We start from the raw sequence: 18,673 nt of genomic DNA on the forward strand, positions 1-18,673 counted from the left end.
CGTGATAAGGTCCTTCGCTGGGCTCAGGATGACAGATAGGGTGGCAACATCAGCACGCGAGATGCTTCGCTTTCGCTCTGCATGACATCAGAATTTCTCTAATACCCGTACTTCTCGCCCCAGAGCTGGCGCATCCGTTCCCGGATTTTGTCTTCCGTGGGGTTATTTCCGGGGTGGTAGAAGGCGGTGCCGCTGAGCTTTTCGGGCATGAACTCCTGGTAGGCAAAGTTGCCGGGGTAGTCGTGGGAGTATTGATATTCAGTGCCGTAGCCCAGCTGCTTCATGAGCTTGGTGGGCGCGTTGCGCAGCGGAATGGGTACGGGCTCTACGCCCTGCTGCCGCACCAGGGCCCGCGCCTCCCGAATGGCTTTATAGCTGGCGTTGCTCTTGGGCGAAGTAGCCAGGTACACCACCGTCTGCCCCAGAATAATATCCGACTCCGGCATGCCGATGACCGTGACGGCCTGAAAGCAGCTTTGCGCCAGCAGCAGCGCATTGGGGTTGGCATTGCCCACGTCTTCCGAAGCTAGAATAAGTAGGCGGCGGGCAATAAACTTCACATCCTCGCCGCCTTCCAGCATCACGGCCAGGTAGTAGAGGGCCGCATTGGGGTCGGAGCCGCGGATGCTTTTGATGAAGGCCGAAATGACGTCGTAGTGCATTTCGCCGCCTTTATCGTAGCGCGCCAGGTGCTGCTGGGCCAGCTGCTGTACGCCTTCATCGGTGATGATGATTTCGCCGGTTTTGGGGTCCGGGCGGCTGGCTTCCACCACAATATCCAGCAGGTTGAGCAGCTTGCGGGCGTCGCCGCCGGAAATGGTGAGCAGGGCGTGGTAGTCCTGCACGCGCACTTTCTTCTGCTTCAGAATTTCGTCTTCGGCCAGAGCTTTGTCAACCAGGCCGGTTAGAATATCCTTGTCCAGCGGCTCCAGCACGTATACCTGCGCCCGGCTCAGCACGGCGGGAATCACCTCAAACGAGGGGTTTTCGGTGGTGGCGCCAATCAGTGTGACAATGCCCTGCTCTACGGCGCCCAGCAGTGCATCCTGCTGGCTTTTGCTGAAGCGGTGAATCTCATCAATAAACAGTACAGTACCGCGCTGCTTGCGGGCGCGCTCAATCACCTCGCGCACGTCTTTCACACCCGCATTCACGGCGCTGAGCGAGGCAAACGGTTGCCCCAACTCCTGGGCCAGCAAATTAGCCAGCGTGGTTTTGCCCACCCCGGGCGGGCCCCACAGAATAAGCGAAGGCAACCGGCCCGCATTTAAATACCGCCGCAGCACCCCTTCCGGCCCCACCAGATGCTGCTGCCCAGCATATTCCTCCAGGGTGCGCGGACGCATGCGCTCTGCCAGCGGTGCACCGGGGCGGGGAGTATGCGGTTGAGGAGCGGGAGAATCAGTATCGAAAAGGGAGCCGGTAGCCATGCGGGAGCGGGTAGAAAGGATAGATAAAGGTACGGAAGGAAGTAGCGCGAAGCGCCGGCTTCGCGCACGAGCGCAGCGAGTAGCAGGCGTCTGCAGACGTTAGAACTCGCTCTGCTCGTACGCGAAGCCGGAGCTTCGCGCTACATTATTTCTACGGGAGACGCATCTCTGTTACCTTCGCTGGGCATGAAAAACTCTTTCCGCGTCCACGCGGCGCTTTTGTTTGTGACGCTGATTTACGCAGCGGCCTATAGCTTGTCTAAAGACATTATGCCGCGCTATGCCGGACCGTTTGGCGTGGTGGCGCTGCGCATTGCGGGGGCGGCCATTTTCTTCGGGGTGCTCAGCCGCCTGGTTACCCAGGACCGCATCCGGGGCCGCGCCGATACCATTCGCTCTATTCTGTGCGGTGTTATCGGCATTGGCCTAAACCAGTTGCTGTTTTTCGCGGGCCTCAATCTCACCTCGCCCATCAATGCCTCGCTTATTCAGACGGTGGCGCCTATTGTGGTGGTGCTGGCTTCGGCGGTGCTGCTGGGCGAGAAAATTACGCCCACGCGGGTGCTGGGCATTTTGCTGGCCGCCGTGGGCGCCGCGCTTATTATTCTGGGCCGGGGTCACGGCGCCGTAGCTGTTCCGGGGCAGGATGGCACGCTGGGCAACGTGTTTATTCTGCTCAATGCCACGGCCTTCGGCATTTACCTAGTAATTGTAACACCGCTAATGCGCAAGTACCACCCCTTCACGGTGCTGGCGCGCATATTTCTGGTGGGCGCCGTGGTAGCGGTGCCCGTAGGCTGGCAGCAGGTAACTGCTATTGACTATGCCCACTTGCCGCTTTTCATCTGGGCCGAGCTGGTGTATATGGTGGTGTTTCTCACCATTCTGGCTTACCTACTCAATAACTGGGCGCTGAAATATGCCTCCCCTGCCCTGCTGGGCGTGTATGTGTATCTGCAGCCGGTGCTGGCGGCGGCCATTGCCATTTCTCTGGGCAAGGATGTATTTACCTGGGGCAAATTCCTGCAGGCACTGCTGATTTTCGCGGGCGTGTGGCTGGTAAGCCGTCGGCCGAAGGAGGTGCTGCCGAAGGGTGTGGAGCCGGTGCCGCTGGAGCCGGTTCAGGATTGAGTAGCGCAGCTATTTTGGGCTTCGAGTTTCTTAAAGCATGCCGATTGACGAAACTCGGTAGCTGTGTTATTTTCGTAAACGCTGAAGTCATTTTTGATTATACAGAGCCAATTCAAAAAATGGAGAAAACTATGAAATATAAACAGTTGAAGGGAAACGAAATCGAAGGAAAGTTAGACATATATATTTCTCATAATGAAGACGAACATGATGGCAAAATAACAAAGTGGGATGAAATCTTAATTCACGGAAACCCAGAAGGACTTAAATCATTTGCCAAACTACTCATAGAAATTGCTGAATTAAACCAAGAAAAAGCAGAGGATAAATACTTGCCAATTGGAGGACGAGAATATTATCATTTAAGACCAGGCATTGAGTTATCTAATAGTTCAATCGAGGTCATTGTTGGGAGGCTTGACGCTAAAGGAACAGGGGAATTTTACGACAGATATAAATCATGAACCAACTAAATAGCAATCTGATAAGAGAATTTTTTTTAGATAAATATGTGTTTATTGGTTTAACAAATTTAAATAATGGCTTTGATGCACCTGGAATCAAATATTTTTCCGAATCTGATTTTGATATTGTTTTAAGTAGAGTTCAGCAGCTTGGTCTGGGAATCTACGGGATTGAACCTTGGCAGAATGGAGAATATTATTGCGCTGTCATTTACGAAGAATTCACCGATGACCCTAAAGACCCAAACTGGTATATAAAAGTGTTTGAAGACTTTAAGAAAAGCGGACAAGAATTACAGTATGCAGCTTCCTATTTTGTACCTAACGAAATATTAGCTAAAGATGCAAGCAATTAAAACTCATTCCAGTTGGGTTAGCAAAACCTGTATACACTACCCTGAATTCCCCGGAAACAATCTAGCAAAACCGGCATAGTCCGTATCTTATCCGGCGAAGGCCTTGGCTAACATTCCCGGCCCTCAGCGACTATGTCCAGCACGCTGACGAAAGCGAAGCGTTGGCCGCCCCTGCCCGCGGCCGAATGGGAACCCACCCGCCGCGCTCTGCACATGTACCTGCAGATTGTGGGCAAAACCCGGCTCACGCTTAGTCCGCTGGTTAACCACTGGTGGCAGGTGCCATTTTATGTCACGCCGCGCGGCCTCACTACCTCGGCCATACCCTACGCCGGCGGTAGCCTAGAAGCCCTCTTCGACTTTCACGACCATGAGCTGCGCCTGTTCACCTGCAACGGCGAAACCCGCACCCTCCGCCTGCCCGACATGAAATCGGTGGCTGATTTTTACGAGCAGTACCAGAAAGCCCTGACCGAATTGGGCGTACATGTGCACCTCTGGATTATGCCGGTAGAAGTGGCCGAGCTAAACACGCCCTTTGATGAGCAGACCGAGCCCGTAGCGTACGATGCCGATGCGGTACACCGCTGCTGGCGTATTCTGCTGGAATCGGCGCGGGTGCTGGGCGAATTCCGGGGCCGTTTTATTGGCAAAAGCAGCCCGGTGCACTTCTTCTGGGGCAGCTTCGATCTGGCCGTGTCCCGCTTTTCCGGTCGCCCGGCCCCGGCGCACCCCGGCGTAGCGCCCAACCTGGGCCCAGGAGTGATGCGGGAAGCGTATTCGCACGAGGTGAGCAGTGCCGGCTGGTGGCCCGGCGGCGGGGGCTATGAGGCCTCCTACTACAGCTACGTGTATCCCCAGCCCAGCGACTTTGCCCAGGCGAAAGTGCCCGCCCCCGCTTACTACGATAAGGACCTCGGCGAATTTCTCCTGCCCTACGAAGCTGTGCGCACCGCCCCCAGCCCCGAAAAACTGCTGCTGGAGTTTCTGGAAAGCACGTACACCGCCGCCGCTGAGCTGGGCCAATGGGAGCGGTCGGCACTGGAGCGGGAAGTGTCAAAATAATTTTAAAGGCTCGTCATGTTGAGAATTTTGCGCATTCAGCAGAGAAACGGAGCATCTCGCAGACTATCGTTGCCATAATACACACTATCTGTCATCCTGAGCTCCGCGAAGGACCTTCTCACCGCAGAACGACCATCGTCACAGCGACTCGTTTCAACGTGAGAAGGTCCTTCGCGGAGCTCAGGATGACAGACGAAGCGGTAGAGATGCTTCGCTATGTTTATCTTCGGTTTGACTGTGCTCAGCATGACAGTTACCACCACAACAACAGCCTGCGAGATGTCTCGGCTACGCTCGACATGACGGTATTTTGATCAACAAAATTTTGATTAACAAAAAAGGCCCCTGTCAGCAATGACAAGGGCCTTTGCAATCAGCAGAAGCTGAAAAGAATTAGATGTGGATTACCTCCCCATACGCCGCAGCGGCGGCTTCCATAATGGCTTCCGACATGGTGGGGTGCGGGTGCACGGCTTTAATGATTTCGTGACCAGTGGTTTCCAGCTTGCGGGCTACCACTACCTCGGCAATCAGTTCCGTTACGTTGGCGCCAATCATGTGGGCGCCCAGCCACTCACCGTATTTCTTGTCGAAAATTACCTTCACGAAGCCGTCTTTGGCACCGGCAGCTGAGGCTTTGCCCGAGGCCGAGAAGGGGAATTTGCCCACCAGAATATCGTAGCCTTGGTTTTTGGCTTCGGCTTCGGTGAGGCCCACGGAGGCAATTTCAGGCGAGGCGTAGGTGCAGCCGGGGATGTTCTGGTAGTTGAGCGGCTCGGGGTGATGACCGGTAATGGCTTCCACGCAGATAATGCCTTCGGCGGAGGCTACGTGTGCCAGCGCGGGGCCGGGCACAATATCACCAATGGCATAAATGCCGGGCACGCTGGTCTGGTAGAAATCATCTACGATGATGCGGCCTTTCTCTGCTTTAATGCCCAGCTCTTCCAGGCCCAGGTTCTCGAGGTTGGTAACTACGCCGGCGGCGCTCAGCACCACGTCGCAGGCAATCTGCTGCTCGCCTTTGGCCGTTTTGATGGTCACGTTGCAGCCTTCGCCGCTGGTGTCCACCTTGGTTACTTCGGCCGAGGTCAGCACATTCACGCCAATCTTGCGGAAGGATTTTTCCATCTGGCGCGAAATTTCTTCGTCCTCTACGGGCACAATGCGGGGCAGGTACTCCACCACCGTCACCTCAGAACCCATGGTGCGGTAGAAATAAGCAAACTCTACCCCAATGGCGCCGGAGCCTACTACCAGCAGGCGCTTGGGCAGCTCGGGCAGCACCATGGCCTGGCGGTAGCCAATGATTTTCTTACCATCAATGGGCAGGGCGGGCAGCTCGCGGGAGCGGGCACCGGTGGCCAGAATGATGTGCTTGGCCTCCAACGTCTGCTTGGTGCCGTCGGCGGCGGTTACTTCTACTTTGCCGGGGGCCAGCAGCTTGCCGGTGCCCATCACGGTTTCAATCTTATTTTTTCTGAACAGGAAGTTGATGCCCTTGCTCATGCCCTCGGCTACGCCACGGCTGCGCTTAATCACGGCACCAAAGTCATAGCCTACCCCTTCGGCGGTCAGGCCATAGTCGGCGGCATGGTTGAGGTATTCAAACACCTGGGCGCTTTTCAGCAGCGCTTTGGTGGGAATACAGCCCCAGTTGAGGCAGATACCCCCGAGCGACTCACGCTCTATCACGCCTACTTTCAGCCCCAGCTGCGAAGCCCGGATGGCGGCTACGTAGCCGCCCGGGCCGCTGCCAATCACGACCAGGTCGAATTGCAATGCCATATCTTGGAATAAGTGCTTGGAGGGAAGACCATTCTTCCCGTATTTTTGAAAAAACCTTGCCTTCACTTTTCCGCAGCGGGTTGGTGCCACGTTGTTTGTTTTCGCAAAGCGGGAGTAAAGATAGACACGGAAATCAATCAGTTCCGAATGAGGTGAATGGCAAATAGCTGGCCCGGATATTGTCTATCCGTTTACACTTGCTTTCCGCTCCCACCTTTTTCAACAATCCAGTCATTATAAACGTCATGAAACACTGCTTCTCTTTAATAGCAGCCGGCATTTTAACTGTTTCCCTGGGCTACACGGCCTCGGCGCAAACTGCGGTTCCGGCGGCTCCTTCTACTACCACTCCCGCGCAGACGCAGCCCGCCACTGCGCTCACTGCCGTAGCGCCGGCTGTGCTGCCTCCCAAGAAAATGACGGCCGCCGATTACAAGCTGCAGGTACAGACGTCTGACAAAGTACTGGCCGGCAATCCTAAAAACGAGGAAGCCCTGCTGGCCCGGGCCAAAGCGCATCTGCAGCTGAAGGACTACCCGGATGCCATTAAGGACTATAATGCGGCCATTAAACTGAACCCCACGAACACCGACGCTTACTACAACCGGGGCCTGGCACACCTGAAGAATGAGGAGATAACGCCCGCCATCGGCGACCTGAGCAAAGTGATTCGCCTGCGCCCTGATGATAAAGAGGCCTTCTTTGCCCGCGGAGTAGCCAAGATGCAGATGAGCAACAATAAATCGGCGTTGGGCGACTTCGCTAAAGTTATTACCCTGGATCCTGCCTACGCCGATGCATATGAGTACCGCGGCATTTGCTACGCCTCCATCAACAAGCCCAAGGAAGCCCAAAAAGACCTGGAGAAAGCGGTACAGCTGAACCCGGCCGCCGCTAAAAGCCTGCGCAAATACGGCAAGAAGTAAGCTGCTTGACGAGTGTCATTGCGAGCGAAGCGAAGCAATCCGTCCTTTGAAATGTGACCGATACTCCTTTACCAGAAAGCCCTTGACGTACTGCACGTCAAGGGCTTTTCATTTCTCAGGGCTTTTCACGTTTCAAAATACGGATTGCTTCGTCGTGCCTCCTCGCAATGACGGTTTATTTCCCAAACAGCAGCTTCATGTAAAAGCTGGGCTGGCGCAGCCGCTCCCGCAGGTCAATATCCATGAACATGCTGGACAGGGTTTCGGCCAGCGTGGGATTGTTGGCGGCTCGGTTGGCCACAAAGTTGAACAGGCTGGGGAATTGCAGCAGGCGCTGCATGGTGCGGCTCAGGCGCAGCTCCTGCCACAGGCGGCGGTACACGGCCGCATCGTACTGCTTCAGAAACTCGGCGGAGGTATTCCCGGCCGCCAAGGCCTTAGCGGCCCAGTCGGCGGCGTGGCGGCCGCTGACCATGGCGTGGCTGATTCCCTCCCCGCTGAAGGGGTCGATAAGGGAGCCCGCGTCGCCGAGCAACAGGTAACCTACGCCGGACAGGGAGCGGCGCTTGGAGCCCAGCGGCAGGCCAAAGCCGCGCACGGGACCCAGCCGCTCGGCCGTGGCAAACCGCTCTTTCAGCACGGGGTGGGTTTCCAGCATATCGGCCAGCCGCTGGCGCAGGTTTACTTTTTTCTTCGATACGGCGCTGGTGAGCATGCCTACACCCACGTTGGCTTCGCCGTTGGGCAGCGGAAACACCCAGAGATACCCGGGCAGAAAATCCTTGATGAAGTGCAGCTCAATGAAATTATCGGGGTGCAGGCCCTGCACACCACGGTAGTAAGCACGCAGGCCGGCGCAGTGGTGGTCGGGCTCCAGCTGGTGGCCGCCTATCTGGCGCGCAAATGCTGACTGGGCCCCATTGGCCACCAGCAACAGGCGCGTGCGGGCAATGGGCGTACCATCGGCGGCTTTCAGGAGCCACTGGCCATCGGGCAGCTGCTCATGGTGGGCCACGTCTACGCCTTCGCGCAGGTCAATTTTGGGGCGGCGGCGCACTTCTTCTATTAGGAAGTTGTCGAAATCGAGGCGCTTCGCAATGTGGCCGGCGGCTTGGTCGGTGTGGGGGTTGTAGCGGGGGCGGAATGGCACAGCCAGCCGGCGGCCATTGGGTGCGTAAAAATCGATGCCCCAGCTGGGCAGCTGGATGGGGTCGGCCTCCAGTTGGGCGGGCAAATTCACACCCAGGCGGCGCAGCTCCGATAACACTTTGCCACTGAGGGCATCACCGCACACTTTGTCGCGGGGGAAGGTGGCACGGTCCAGCAGCAGGCAGCGCTGGCCGGCGTTGGCCAGGTGCAGCGCGGCAGTGGCGCCACCCGGACCGGCGCCCAGAATACAGATATCGGTTTCGAGCATGAAATAGGCTTACGCGACGAAGGTACTGACTTCGGCGCGCACCGTATGCGTGTAAAGTTGACGGAAAATCGGCCGGGCGGCAGGGCCTTCCGTAAAGAACAGGACTTGTCTTCCTTCCATCATTAGCCTAATCCGTAATATTTTACCAATGAAAAGAGCATTACTTCTCTGTTGCCTGAGTGCCACCCTGCTGGGAGTTACCACCCAGTGTGCTACTTCGCCCAAGGAAAGTCAGACGCCCGCTGCAGTGGCCCCCTCCCCTGCTACTTCCGCTAGCCCCGTTAATGCTCCCATCATGGATTCTACGGCGCAGGACGCCGTACTGGGCGCGGCTACCACTCCGGCACCGGCAGCCCCGGCCAAGCCGGTAGCCAAAAAGCTGACCAATGCCGATTACAAAGCGCAGATTAAGGCGGCTGATGCTTCTCTGAGAACGAACCCGCGCAATCCTGATGCGCTGATGGAGCGGGCAAAAGCCCGTATTGAGCTCAAGGATTACAAAAACGCCATTCTGGATTACAACTCGGCGTTGCGCCTCAAGCCAACCAATGCAGAAGCCTATTATAACCGCGGGTTGGCGCGGCTGAAAACGGAGGCCTATACGCCCGCCATCAGCGACTTTTCCAAGGCCCTGAAGTACCGGCCCGATGATAAAGAAGCCTTTTTTGGACGCGGCGTGGCCAAAATGCAGACCCAGAATTTCCGCAGCGCCATTCCGGATTTCACCAAGGCTATTGCTCTGGACTCTGTTTACGCCGATGCCTTCGAGTATCGGGGTATTTCCTATGCTTCCATCAACAAACCCAAAGAAGCCAAGAAAGACCTGCAGCGCGCCGCCGCCCTAAATCCCGCCGCCACCAAAAGCCTGCGCAAGTATGTGAAGGATTAAAGCGCGGCGCTTCCCATAATAGAACGTCAGGCAGAGGCGGCAGAGAAGCCTCTCTACCGGGCTGATGTTGTTGGAAAAAGAACGCCACGAAAAGCCCATCATTCTGAGCAAAAATCAACGTTATGCTGAGCGCCGCCGAAGCATCTCTACCTCTGGCTAACTCCTATCGTGAGGACGAAGCGGTAGAGATGCTTCGGCGGCGCTCAGCATGACGTTCTTTAGAAACAGATGACATTTAGGTGACATGACTTTCCGATTCCGTAGCAGAAAATTGGGGCCGATATTCTATCAGGCTTGCCGGGTTTTGTGGGTTAGGCTACCTTCGTCCCCATGACAAAACTGCTCGACGGAAAAGTAGCCCTCATTACGGGTGCATCTAAAGGTATTGGCCGCGCCATTGCGGTGCATTTTGCCCAGCTGGGCGCTCAGGTAGCTTTCACGTATCTCTCCAGCGTGGAGAAGGGCCAGCAGCTGGAGCAGGAGCTCGGCGCATACGGCACCAAAGTGAAAGGCTTCCGCTCCGATGCCTCCGACTACGCCCAGGCCGAAAAGCTGGTGGAAGATGTAGTAGCGGAGTTCGGCAAGCTGGATATTCTGGTGAACAACGCCGGTATTACCCAGGATGGCCTGCTGATGCGCATGAGCGAGCAGCAGTGGGACCAGGTGCTGGCCGTGAACCTGAAATCGGTATTCAACCTGACCAAAGCCGCCACCAAGCCCATGATGCGCGCCAAAGCCGGCTCTATCATTAACATGACCTCGGTAGTAGGCATTAAGGGCAATGCCGGCCAGAGCAACTACGCCGCTTCTAAAGCGGGTATCATTGGCTTTACCAAATCAGTAGCGCTGGAGCTGGGCTCGCGCAACATCCGCTGCAACGCCATTGCCCCCGGTTTCATTGAAACTGAAATGACCGATGCGCTCGACCCTAAGCAGGTAGATGAGTGGCGCAAGGCTATTCCGCTGAAGCGCGGCGGCTCGCCCGAGGATGTGGCCAAGGCCACGGCATTCCTGGCTTCGGAGAACTCCTCCTACATTACCGGGCAGGTGCTGCAGGTAGATGGCGGCATGCTGACCTAGGCGTATTAATTAAGTTGAGAAATACCTCGACCGTCATGTCGAGCGTAGTCGAGACATCTCGCTAGTGTGGTAACTATTGATTAGCACCACAACATCAGCACGCGAGATGTCTCGACTACGCTCGACATGACTTTTTTTATTGTTGGCGTAGGGCAGGACACTTGTGCTGAGCAGGAAGTGCTTTTTTATTGGTCCTCCAAAGGCTTCACCACCTATCTTGCGGGCATCCGTAGTGGCTTGAACATTCAACCGGATTCAGCATATGAGTAAGGCAGTATTTATTGCGACGGCCGAGCCGTACAGTGGCAAATCGGTAGTGACGCTGGGGCTTGTGAACCTGCTGCTGGGCAAGGCGCAGAAAGTGGGCTATTTCAAGCCGATTATCACCCCGGTTACCCCCAACCAGAACGACCTCCACATTGAAACGGTACTGCAGCACTTCAACCTGCCGCTCGCCTACCCCGACACCTTTGCCTACCGGGGCCAGGAAGCGTTGCGCCTGATGGAAAACGGTCAGCAGGGCGAGCTGCTGGATACTATTATCCATAAATTCAAGCAAATGGAGGCCCAGCACGACTTTATTGTGGTGGAGGGCACCGACTTTGTGGGGACCAGCACGGCCCTGGAGCTGGATATAAACTGGTCGGTGGCGCGCAACCTGAGCATTCCGGTTATTCTGGTGATTTCCGGGGCGGATAAAACCGTGGAGCAGGTGGTGAATGCCGCCCTTTCCATCCGGCGCACCGCCGAGGACCGGGAAGTGCGGGTGCTGGCCCTGGTCCTGAACCGCGTAGACCCTGAGCTGGTGGTGGAGGTGCACCAGCAGGTGAAAGACCAGTTGCCCCCCGATACGCTCCTCACCGTGATTCCCGCCATCAAAGAGCTGCGCAACCCGTCTATGCAGGAAATCTTTGACCAGTTGGGCGGGCAGCTGCTGTTTGGCGAAGAGCAGCTCACCAACACCGTCGACCATTTCATCAACGGCTCCATGCACGTGCCCAACTTCCTGCGCCGCATTGAGGAAAACGTGCTGGTAGTAACCCCCGGCGACCGGTCGGACCTGATTCTGAGCACGCTGCAGGCCAATATGTCGGCTAACTACCCCAAGGTAGCGGGCATGGTGCTCACCAGCGGCTACATGCCCGAGGACTCCGTGCTGCGCCTGATTGAGGGCCTGCAGACCACCGTGCCTATTATTCTGGTGGAGAGCGGCACATTCCAGAGCACTACCCGCATTGGGGCCATTCAGTCGCGCATTGGGCCGGGCCATGCCAAGAAAATCCGGCTGGCTATTCAAACCTTTGAGCGGTACGTGGATACGGCGCCCCTGCTGGATCAGCTGGCCACCTTTAAGCCCGAGGGCATGACGCCACACATGTTCCAGTACCAGCTGCTGCAGTGGGCCCGCAGCCAGCGCAAGCACATTGTGCTGCCCGAAGGCAACGACGACCGGATTCTGCGCGCCGCTGCCCGCCTGCTGGAACAGGATGTGGTAAGCCTCACCATCCTCGGCGACCCGGCCCAGATCCTGGCCTCCGCCAAGCGCCTGAGCCGCCCCCTGGACCCCACCCGCGTGCAGCTCCTGGACCCCACTAAATCAGAGATGTTCAACGACTTCGCCGAAACCCTCTATGAGCTGCGCAAAGCCAAAGGCGTAACCCTTGAAATGGCCCGCGACCTGATGACGGACGTGTCCTACTTCGGCTCCATGATGGTGTACAAAGGCCTGGCCGATGGCATGGTGTCCGGCGCGGTTCACACCACGCAGCACACTATTCGGCCGGCCTTGCAGTTCATCAAAACCAAGCCGGGCGTGTCGGTGGTGTCGTCGGTGTTTTTTATGTGCTTGCCGGACCGCGTGGCCGTGTTCGGCGACTGCGCCGTGAACCCCAACCCCACCGCCGAGCAGCTGGCCGAAATTGCCATTTCCTCCGCCGACAGCAGCCGGCGCTTTGGCATTGAGCCGCGCGTGGCTATGCTCTCCTACTCCTCCGGCACTTCCGGCGAAGGTGCCGACGTGGATAAAGTGCGCAAAGCCACGCAAATCGTGCATCAGCTCCGCCCCGATTTGCTGGTGGAAGGCCCCATTCAGTACGATGCCGCCGTGGACCCCGCCATCGGCCAGCAGAAGCTCCCCGGCTCGCCGGTAGCCGGCCAGGCCAGCGTGCTCATCTTCCCCGATCTGAACACCGGCAACAACACCTACAAAGCCGTGCAGCGCGAAACCGGCGCCCTAGCTATTGGGCCGATGCTGCAGGGGTTGAATAAGCCGGTAAATGATTTAAGCCGCGGGTGCACGGTAGATGATATTTATAATACGGTGCTGCTGACGGCTATTCAGGCGCAGGGGTAGAATTAATAGAAAAATAAAAGGGTGGTTTCTGCGTGCTGCAGGAACCACCCTTTTATTTTATGGAATACCGCATAACGTACAGAAATTGCTGCAGGTATAACATTTTAAAATGCACTACCTGCAGCAAATGCTAACTGAAAATATTTTATTAAACTTATGAATGAAAGCCAAATTATTAACGGCCATTCCGAATCAAATTACATTAATTCAAACTACCAAAGTTCACAACTAGTGATATTAAATATTAAAATCCTATATATAATTTCTATATTTAATATCACCAGTTGGATTTATCAAATGGTAACATATCAAGTCGGGCTCTGTATTATTATGTTCATTTGAAACTATAAAAGATAATTTCTTCAACAAATTTATGGAACTCTGATTATCTCTGTGAATTAATGCTTCAAGCTTTCGAACTTTACCTATACTGAATGCATAATCAATAACCTTTTCTATAGCCTCGTTCATTATTCCTTGACCTTGAAAATTTGTCAAAAGTTCATAGCCAATTTCACACTTATCACCTTCATCTGAAAAGCTAAAAAGACAAATTGTCCCAGCCAATGTATTTTTATTATTCAATGTTATTACCCAATACAAGGATTCATTATTGCTAATACTCTCATTAACCTTATTTATAAATTTCTTTGCATCATCAATAGTATTGCTTATTGACCTGTCAAGATATTTATTTATTTCACTATCAGACCGCAAAGTGAAAATCTCCTGTTCGTCAGTAATTACTAATTGTCTGAGTGTAAGCCTTTCCGTAGTTAAAATTGGGAAAGGTGTAAAAGTTCTATCTAACATTCTGTCGAATTTTGGTTGTTAGAATACAAGGCCTTTATATCCTGACTACTAACCTTTGTATTGCCGCTACTGGAAACTTGCGGGAGTAGCGCTAATCCAGTCTTACTACTCAAGGTTGTAGCGACAATATAGCTCCCGCTGATAGGATTATCACTATTCCATGAGTTACTCCCGCAGTCTGTATAGCGTAATGCTCCAATACATAACCCCATTCCATCCGTACTTTCGGGGCGCGTCTTTACCTTCACCGCCCTATGAACATCTTCGTCATCAACTCCGGCAGCAGCTCCCTCAAGTACCAACTCTTCCGCTGGCCCCAGGAGCAACCCGTTAGCCGGGGTTTGATTGAGCGAATTGGCCTGACAGACGGCCTGCTCACTCACCACGCGTTGGTAGATGGCCAGGAGCACACGGTACGACGCACCCTGCCCATTCCGGACCACCGCGCCGGGCTGGAAGAAGCCATGCGCCTGCTCACCGATGCTGAAATTGGCGTTATCCAGAATCCGGATGAAATTGCGGTAGTGGGCCACCGCGCCGTGCACGGCGGCGAGCAGTTCCGCGACACTACGCTCATTACGGCGGAGGTGAAGGAGAAAATCCGGCAGCTGTTTTCCCTTGCTCCGCTGCATAACCCCCCCAATTTGCTGGGCATGGAAGTGGCGGAACAGCTGTTTCCGCAGGCCCGGCAGGTGGCTGTGTTCGATACGGCCTTTCACCACACGCTGCCGCCCCACGCCTACCGTTTTGCCCTCCCCGAAAAGCTCTACACGGAGCACGGTTTCCGGGCCTATGGCTTTCACGGCACCAGCCATAAGTTTGTGGCCGGCGAGGCACTGCGCTATTTAGAAAACCCGGAGGCGCGCGTTATCACCATTCACCTGGGCAATGGCTGCAGCATGACAGCCACCGCCGCCGGCCATTCCGTGGATACCAGCATGGGCTTTGGCCCCATGAACGGCTTGGTGATGGGCACCCGCGCCGGCGACACCGACCAGGCCGTTATTTTTCACCTCATCGAGCACCTGGGCTATACCGCTAGCCAGGTGCAGAACCTGCTCAACAAGGAAAGCGGCATGCTGGGTCTCACCGGCCACAGCGACATGCGCGACGTGACCCACGCCCTGGAGCACGGCGACGAGCGCGCCCGGCTGGCCTACGACCTCTACGCCTACCGCATCAAGAAATACATCGGCAGTTTTCTGGCAGTTCTCAATGGCGCCGAAGCCATTGTATTCACCGGCGGCGTGGGCGAAAACGACGCCCGCGTACGGGAGCTAACCTGCCGCAGCCTCGATTTTTTCGGCATCACGCTGGAAACGAGCGAAAATCAGCGCCGCTCCCCTGGCCTTCGTGATCTGTCGGCCCCGGGCTCCCGCGTAAAAGTGCTGGTGATTCCGACCAACGAGGAGCTGGAAATTGCCCGCCAGTGCGCAGATTTGGTGATGCAGGCTTAGTAATAGATATCTAAATGCAATACACACCAAGTAGAAATACACACTAAAAGAACGGGTCATGCTGAGCGCAGCCGAAGCATCTCGCTAGTGTGGTATACCACTGCAACGAAGCGGGCGAGATGCTTCGACTCCGCTCAGCATGACCGTTATTTTCCCAAAATAGTCAGCACGCGAGATGCTTCGCTCTGCTCTGCATGACGGTTAGGAATATTACGCAACACCTACACCCTTTTACACGGCGCTGCGCACAATGCCGCCATCTACGCGCAGGCTGGCTCCGTTGATGGCGCCGGCCAGGGGGCTGGCTACGAATACGGTGAAATCGGCAATTTCCCGGGGCTGAATCAGGCGGCCGATAAGGGAGGTTGGGCGGTTTTCGGCCATAAAGCGCCGCTCTGCCGTGGCGTAATCTTTTTCATCGGGAAATACCTGCCGAATAAATTCCTCCACCCCGGGGGTATGCGTTGAGCCCGGCATCAGGGCATTTACGGTGACGTTGGAGCCTTTCGTCATTTCGGCCAGACTGCGGGAAATGGAAAGCTGCATAAGCTTAGTGGCGCTATAGTGGGCCATTTCCGGGGCCGGGTTCATTGCCGATTCGCTGCTGATAAAGATGATGCGCCCGGTGGTGCGGGCCAGCATACCGCGCAGGTAATGGCGGCTGAGGCGCACGCCGCTCATAATGTTCACCTCAAACAGCCGCAGCCAGGATTCATCGGTGGTATCAAAGAACTCGGTGGCCTCATAGATACCCAGGTTATTTACCAGCACATCCACCTCCGGGTACTTGTGAATGGTTTGGGCGGCTCCTTCGGCGGTGCCGTTGTCTGCCACCAGCGGCAGCAGTTCGGCTTCAGGAAATTCCTGCCGCAACTGCGCTATGGCCTGCTGCACGCTGGCGGCTGTGCGGCCGTTGATGATGACAATGGCCCCTTCGCGGGCAAAGGAGCGGGCTATTTCCAGGCCGATGCCGCCGGTAGAAGCGGTAACCAGAACGGTTTTTTGGTCAAGTTGTAAGTTCATGTGCAGGAGGAAATGAGTTTGCGAGAGGCTAATGCCGTACTTTCTACGGCTACCTTCGCTAAACAAACGCCGCTAGCGTTTGGCTCATATCGCCCAACAATTTGCCGTCCTGCTGAGCATGTCGGTTGTAAGAGATGACAACAAACCGCAGCATCCCTTTCCAGAACTCTTAACTTCGCCTGCCTTCCTTATTCTGTATCCTATTCCTCTGATCGGCCCAGGCAACCGTTTCGGTTGCTTTGGAGTTATTGGTGCTCTCTTCACGTATTTCCGCCGTTGATATCCTTCGCCGCTTCTCCCTGGTTTATTCTGCTGTGCCTGGCCGTGGGCGCGGGCTACGCGGCCCTGCTGTACTCGGCCAAAGCGCCCTGGAGCCGGACGCTGAATCTCGGGCTGGCGGCCCTGCGTTTTTTGGTGGTGAGTTTGCTGTGCTTTCTGCTGCTTTCCCCCTTCATCAAAACCACTACCAGCACTACCGAGAAGCCCACCATTGTGCTGGCCGTGGATAATTCACAGTCGGTAGGGCTGTTTACGCCGGCTCCGCTCCTGCACCAAACCACCCAGGGTCTGCGCCAGCTCACCACCGACCTACAGGCCAAAGGCTTTTCCGTCGAAACCCAGACCCTCACCCCTGCCACGCGCCCTGTTCGCCCCGATTCGCTGCGCTTCACAGCCGCCGCTACCGATCTGGATGGCATGCTTTCCGCCGTGAGCGAGGCGTATGAAGGCCGCAACCTGGCCGGCGTGGTGCTGGTGTCCGATGGCATTGTGAACCAGGGCCGCGCGCCCCAGTATTCGGAGTACCGCTTTCCTATTTACGGTATGGCCGTGGGCGACACGGTGCCCAAGAAAGATTTGAGCATTCCGGCGCTCAACTATAATCGGGTAGCCTTCAGCGGCAACCGTTTCCCGGTTGAGGCTGAAATCGGCTATGATGGCTACGCCGGCAGCACTGCCACCGTGCAGCTGCGCGAAAACGGCCGCGTGCTGCAAACCAAGCAGGTGAAACTGCCGGCCGGTCAGCGCCGCCAGAAAACCACTTTTCTGGTGATGGCACCCGCCCCCGGCAAGCGGCGCTATGAGGTGGTAGTGGAAAAGCAGCCCGGTGAGTTTACCCTGCTCAACAACAGCAAATTTGCTTACGTGGATGTGGTGAAAGGCAAGCTGAAAGTGCTGCTGGCCGGGGCAGCCCCCCACCCCGACCTGAAAGCTCTGCGCGCCGCCATTCAGCAAAACGATAACTTCGACCTGGTTTCCTACCTGCCCGGCATCAGCCCGCTGAAGGCTCAGGACTATGATGTGGCCATTCTGCACCAACTGCCGGCCCGCGGTGGCCTGGGCAGCGAAGTAGTGGCCCAGGTACGGCAACGCCGGATTCCGGCCTTCTATATCCTGGGAGCCCAATCGGATTTTGATGCTTACAACCGCCTGGGAGCGGGCCTCACGGTGCAGCCGCGCGGCGCCCAGACGGATGATGTAACGCCCGTGCCCAACCCCGCCTTTGCGCGCTTTTCCTTTGAAGAAGACGCCGCCCGGCGGTTTGCGGCATATTCGCCCGCCCCGGTTCCTTTTGGCAGTCTGCGCCTGAATGGCGGCGCCGAAGTGGCCTTATTTCAGCAGGTAGGCCGCCTGAAAACCCAGCGCCCGCTGCTGGTTTTTGGCGGCTCGGCAGCCCAGCGCCAGGCCACGCTGCTCACGGATGGCAGCTGGCAGTGGCGCCTGCAGGAAGCCACGGAGCACGAAGACCGCCCGGAAGCCTACGACCGGATGATTATTCGCACGCTGCAGTTGCTCACGCAAAACGCCAACAAAAAGCGCCTCGATGTATACCCCACCCAGGACGCCTTTTCCTCGCAGGACGACGTGACGTTTGGCGTCGAAACCTACAACGCAGTGTTTGAGCGCATCTACAACCAGAAAATTACCTTCACGCTCACCGACGAAAAGCAGAAGACCCGCACCTTCAGCTATACTAATACCGAGGACGGTGCGCCGCTGCACCTGGGCGCATTGCCCGGCGGCCTCTACCGCTACACCGCCCGCGCCACGCTGGGCGGCCAGCCCCAGCAGGACCGCGGCGAGCTGCTGGTGCAGGAGCAGCAGCTGGAAGCCCTGGACGCCCGCGCCGACCATAACCTGCTCTACCAGCTCTCCCGCCGCAGCGGCCAGCGCCTCTACTACCCGCAACAGTTCGCCCAACTCACCCAGGACATTGAGAAGGCCAACTACAAGCCGGTTATCTACTCCGAGGAAAAGCTGAAAGAGCTCATCGATATGAAATGGCTGTTTTTCCTGATTCTGGCCTTGATATCAGCAGAATGGGCCCTGCGTAAGTATTCCGGTGTAGTGTAGCGCGAAGCTCCGGCTTCGCGCACGAGCAGCGCGAGTTCCTAAGCATTGTTACAAGCGGAGCATTTTCGACAACTCGCTTCACTCGTGCGCGAAGCCGGAGCTTCGCGCTACAATGCACGCTACGATGCG

Annotated in this window: 15 protein-coding genes; 10 read left to right on the plus strand and 5 right to left on the minus strand. The window is 56.2% G+C overall.

Going from position 1 to position 18,673, the window contains the following annotated elements; translation table 11 throughout:
* Window positions 1-98 precede the first annotated feature (98 nt).
* Entirely contained in the window at window positions 99-1,346 is a 1,248-nt protein-coding gene (locus AM218_RS09615; protein WP_054415469.1) for a replication-associated recombination protein A, read from the minus strand.
* Window positions 1,347-1,616: 270 nt separating this feature from the next.
* Here AM218_RS09615 and AM218_RS09620 point away from each other — a divergent pair, with 270 nt between their 5' ends.
* The 4 genes from AM218_RS09620 (at window position 1,617) to AM218_RS17050 (ending at window position 4,446) form a co-directional block, all read left to right on the plus strand.
* On the plus strand, window positions 1,617-2,561 hold the full coding sequence (locus AM218_RS09620; RefSeq protein WP_054413672.1) for a DMT family transporter: 945 nt from the start codon (window positions 1,617-1,619) through the stop codon (window positions 2,559-2,561).
* Between the two features lie 44 nt (window positions 2,562-2,605).
* Window positions 2,606-3,025, plus strand: a complete 420-nt coding sequence (locus AM218_RS09625) for an Imm32 family immunity protein (protein ID WP_197273940.1) — start codon at window positions 2,606-2,608, stop codon at window positions 3,023-3,025.
* Window positions 3,022-3,381: a hypothetical protein gene (locus AM218_RS09630; protein ID WP_054413673.1), complete on the plus strand. Its 360-nt coding sequence runs from the start codon at window positions 3,022-3,024 to the stop codon at window positions 3,379-3,381. The genes AM218_RS09625 and AM218_RS09630 overlap by 4 nt, the downstream gene beginning before the upstream one ends.
* A 132-nt stretch (window positions 3,382-3,513) precedes the next feature.
* Entirely contained in the window at window positions 3,514-4,446 is a 933-nt protein-coding gene (locus AM218_RS17050) for a DUF5996 family protein (protein WP_054413674.1), read from the plus strand.
* Window positions 4,447-4,839: 393 nt separating this feature from the next.
* On the opposite strand, the gene lpdA is transcribed toward AM218_RS17050, so the two are convergent.
* The gene (lpdA, locus tag AM218_RS09640; RefSeq protein WP_054413675.1) at window positions 4,840-6,234 is read right to left on the minus strand and encodes a dihydrolipoyl dehydrogenase; all 1,395 of its coding nucleotides are present in this window, start codon (window positions 6,232-6,234) and stop codon (window positions 4,840-4,842) included.
* A 245-nt stretch (window positions 6,235-6,479) separates the two neighbouring features.
* Between lpdA and AM218_RS09645 the strand changes: the two genes are divergently transcribed.
* The gene (locus tag AM218_RS09645; protein ID WP_054413676.1) at window positions 6,480-7,160 is read left to right on the plus strand and encodes a tetratricopeptide repeat protein; all 681 of its coding nucleotides are present in this window, start codon (window positions 6,480-6,482) and stop codon (window positions 7,158-7,160) included.
* A 175-nt stretch (window positions 7,161-7,335) separates the two neighbouring features.
* On the opposite strand, the gene AM218_RS09650 is transcribed toward AM218_RS09645, so the two are convergent.
* Window positions 7,336-8,577 carry an NAD(P)/FAD-dependent oxidoreductase gene (locus AM218_RS09650; RefSeq protein ID WP_054413677.1) on the minus strand — a complete coding sequence of 414 codons (1,242 nt, stop codon included), beginning with the start codon at window positions 8,575-8,577 and terminating at the stop codon, window positions 7,336-7,338.
* Between the two features lie 148 nt (window positions 8,578-8,725).
* On the opposite strand from AM218_RS09650, the gene AM218_RS09660 reads away from it, so the two are divergent.
* The 3 genes from AM218_RS09660 to pta all read left to right on the plus strand — a co-directional run bounded on the left by AM218_RS09660 (window position 8,726) and on the right by pta (window position 12,899).
* Window positions 8,726-9,466: a tetratricopeptide repeat protein gene (locus tag AM218_RS09660; protein ID WP_082318164.1), complete on the plus strand. Its 741-nt coding sequence runs from the start codon at window positions 8,726-8,728 to the stop codon at window positions 9,464-9,466.
* 330 nt (window positions 9,467-9,796) lie between these two features.
* Window positions 9,797-10,546: a 3-oxoacyl-[acyl-carrier-protein] reductase gene (gene fabG, locus AM218_RS09665; RefSeq protein ID WP_054413680.1), complete on the plus strand. Its 750-nt coding sequence runs from the start codon at window positions 9,797-9,799 to the stop codon at window positions 10,544-10,546.
* A gap of 262 nt (window positions 10,547-10,808) precedes the next feature.
* Window positions 10,809-12,899, plus strand: coding sequence for a phosphate acetyltransferase (pta, locus tag AM218_RS09670; RefSeq protein ID WP_054413681.1), 2,091 nt, complete (start codon window positions 10,809-10,811; stop codon window positions 12,897-12,899).
* Between the two features lie 252 nt (window positions 12,900-13,151).
* On the opposite strand, the gene AM218_RS16345 is transcribed toward pta, so the two are convergent.
* Window positions 13,152-13,712: a GNAT family N-acetyltransferase gene (locus AM218_RS16345; protein ID WP_071843751.1), complete on the minus strand. Its 561-nt coding sequence runs from the start codon at window positions 13,710-13,712 to the stop codon at window positions 13,152-13,154.
* Between the two features lie 254 nt (window positions 13,713-13,966).
* On the opposite strand from AM218_RS16345, the gene AM218_RS09675 reads away from it, so the two are divergent.
* Window positions 13,967-15,169, plus strand: coding sequence for an acetate/propionate family kinase (locus AM218_RS09675; protein WP_054413682.1), 1,203 nt, complete (start codon window positions 13,967-13,969; stop codon window positions 15,167-15,169).
* 231 nt (window positions 15,170-15,400) lie between these two features.
* Here the strand turns inward: AM218_RS09675 and AM218_RS09680 are convergent, their stop codons facing one another.
* Window positions 15,401-16,192: an SDR family NAD(P)-dependent oxidoreductase gene (locus tag AM218_RS09680; RefSeq protein WP_054413683.1), complete on the minus strand. Its 792-nt coding sequence runs from the start codon at window positions 16,190-16,192 to the stop codon at window positions 15,401-15,403.
* 276 nt (window positions 16,193-16,468) lie between these two features.
* On the opposite strand from AM218_RS09680, the gene AM218_RS09685 reads away from it, so the two are divergent.
* Window positions 16,469-18,544 (plus strand): vWA domain-containing protein, encoded by a 2,076-nt coding sequence (locus AM218_RS09685; RefSeq protein WP_231717471.1) that lies wholly within the window; start codon window positions 16,469-16,471, stop codon window positions 18,542-18,544.
* Window positions 18,545-18,673 lie beyond the last annotated feature (129 nt).

The sequence above is a fragment of the Hymenobacter sp. DG25A genome (assembly GCF_001280305.1).
In the GTDB taxonomy this organism is placed as follows: Bacteria; Bacteroidota; Bacteroidia; order Cytophagales; family Hymenobacteraceae; genus Hymenobacter.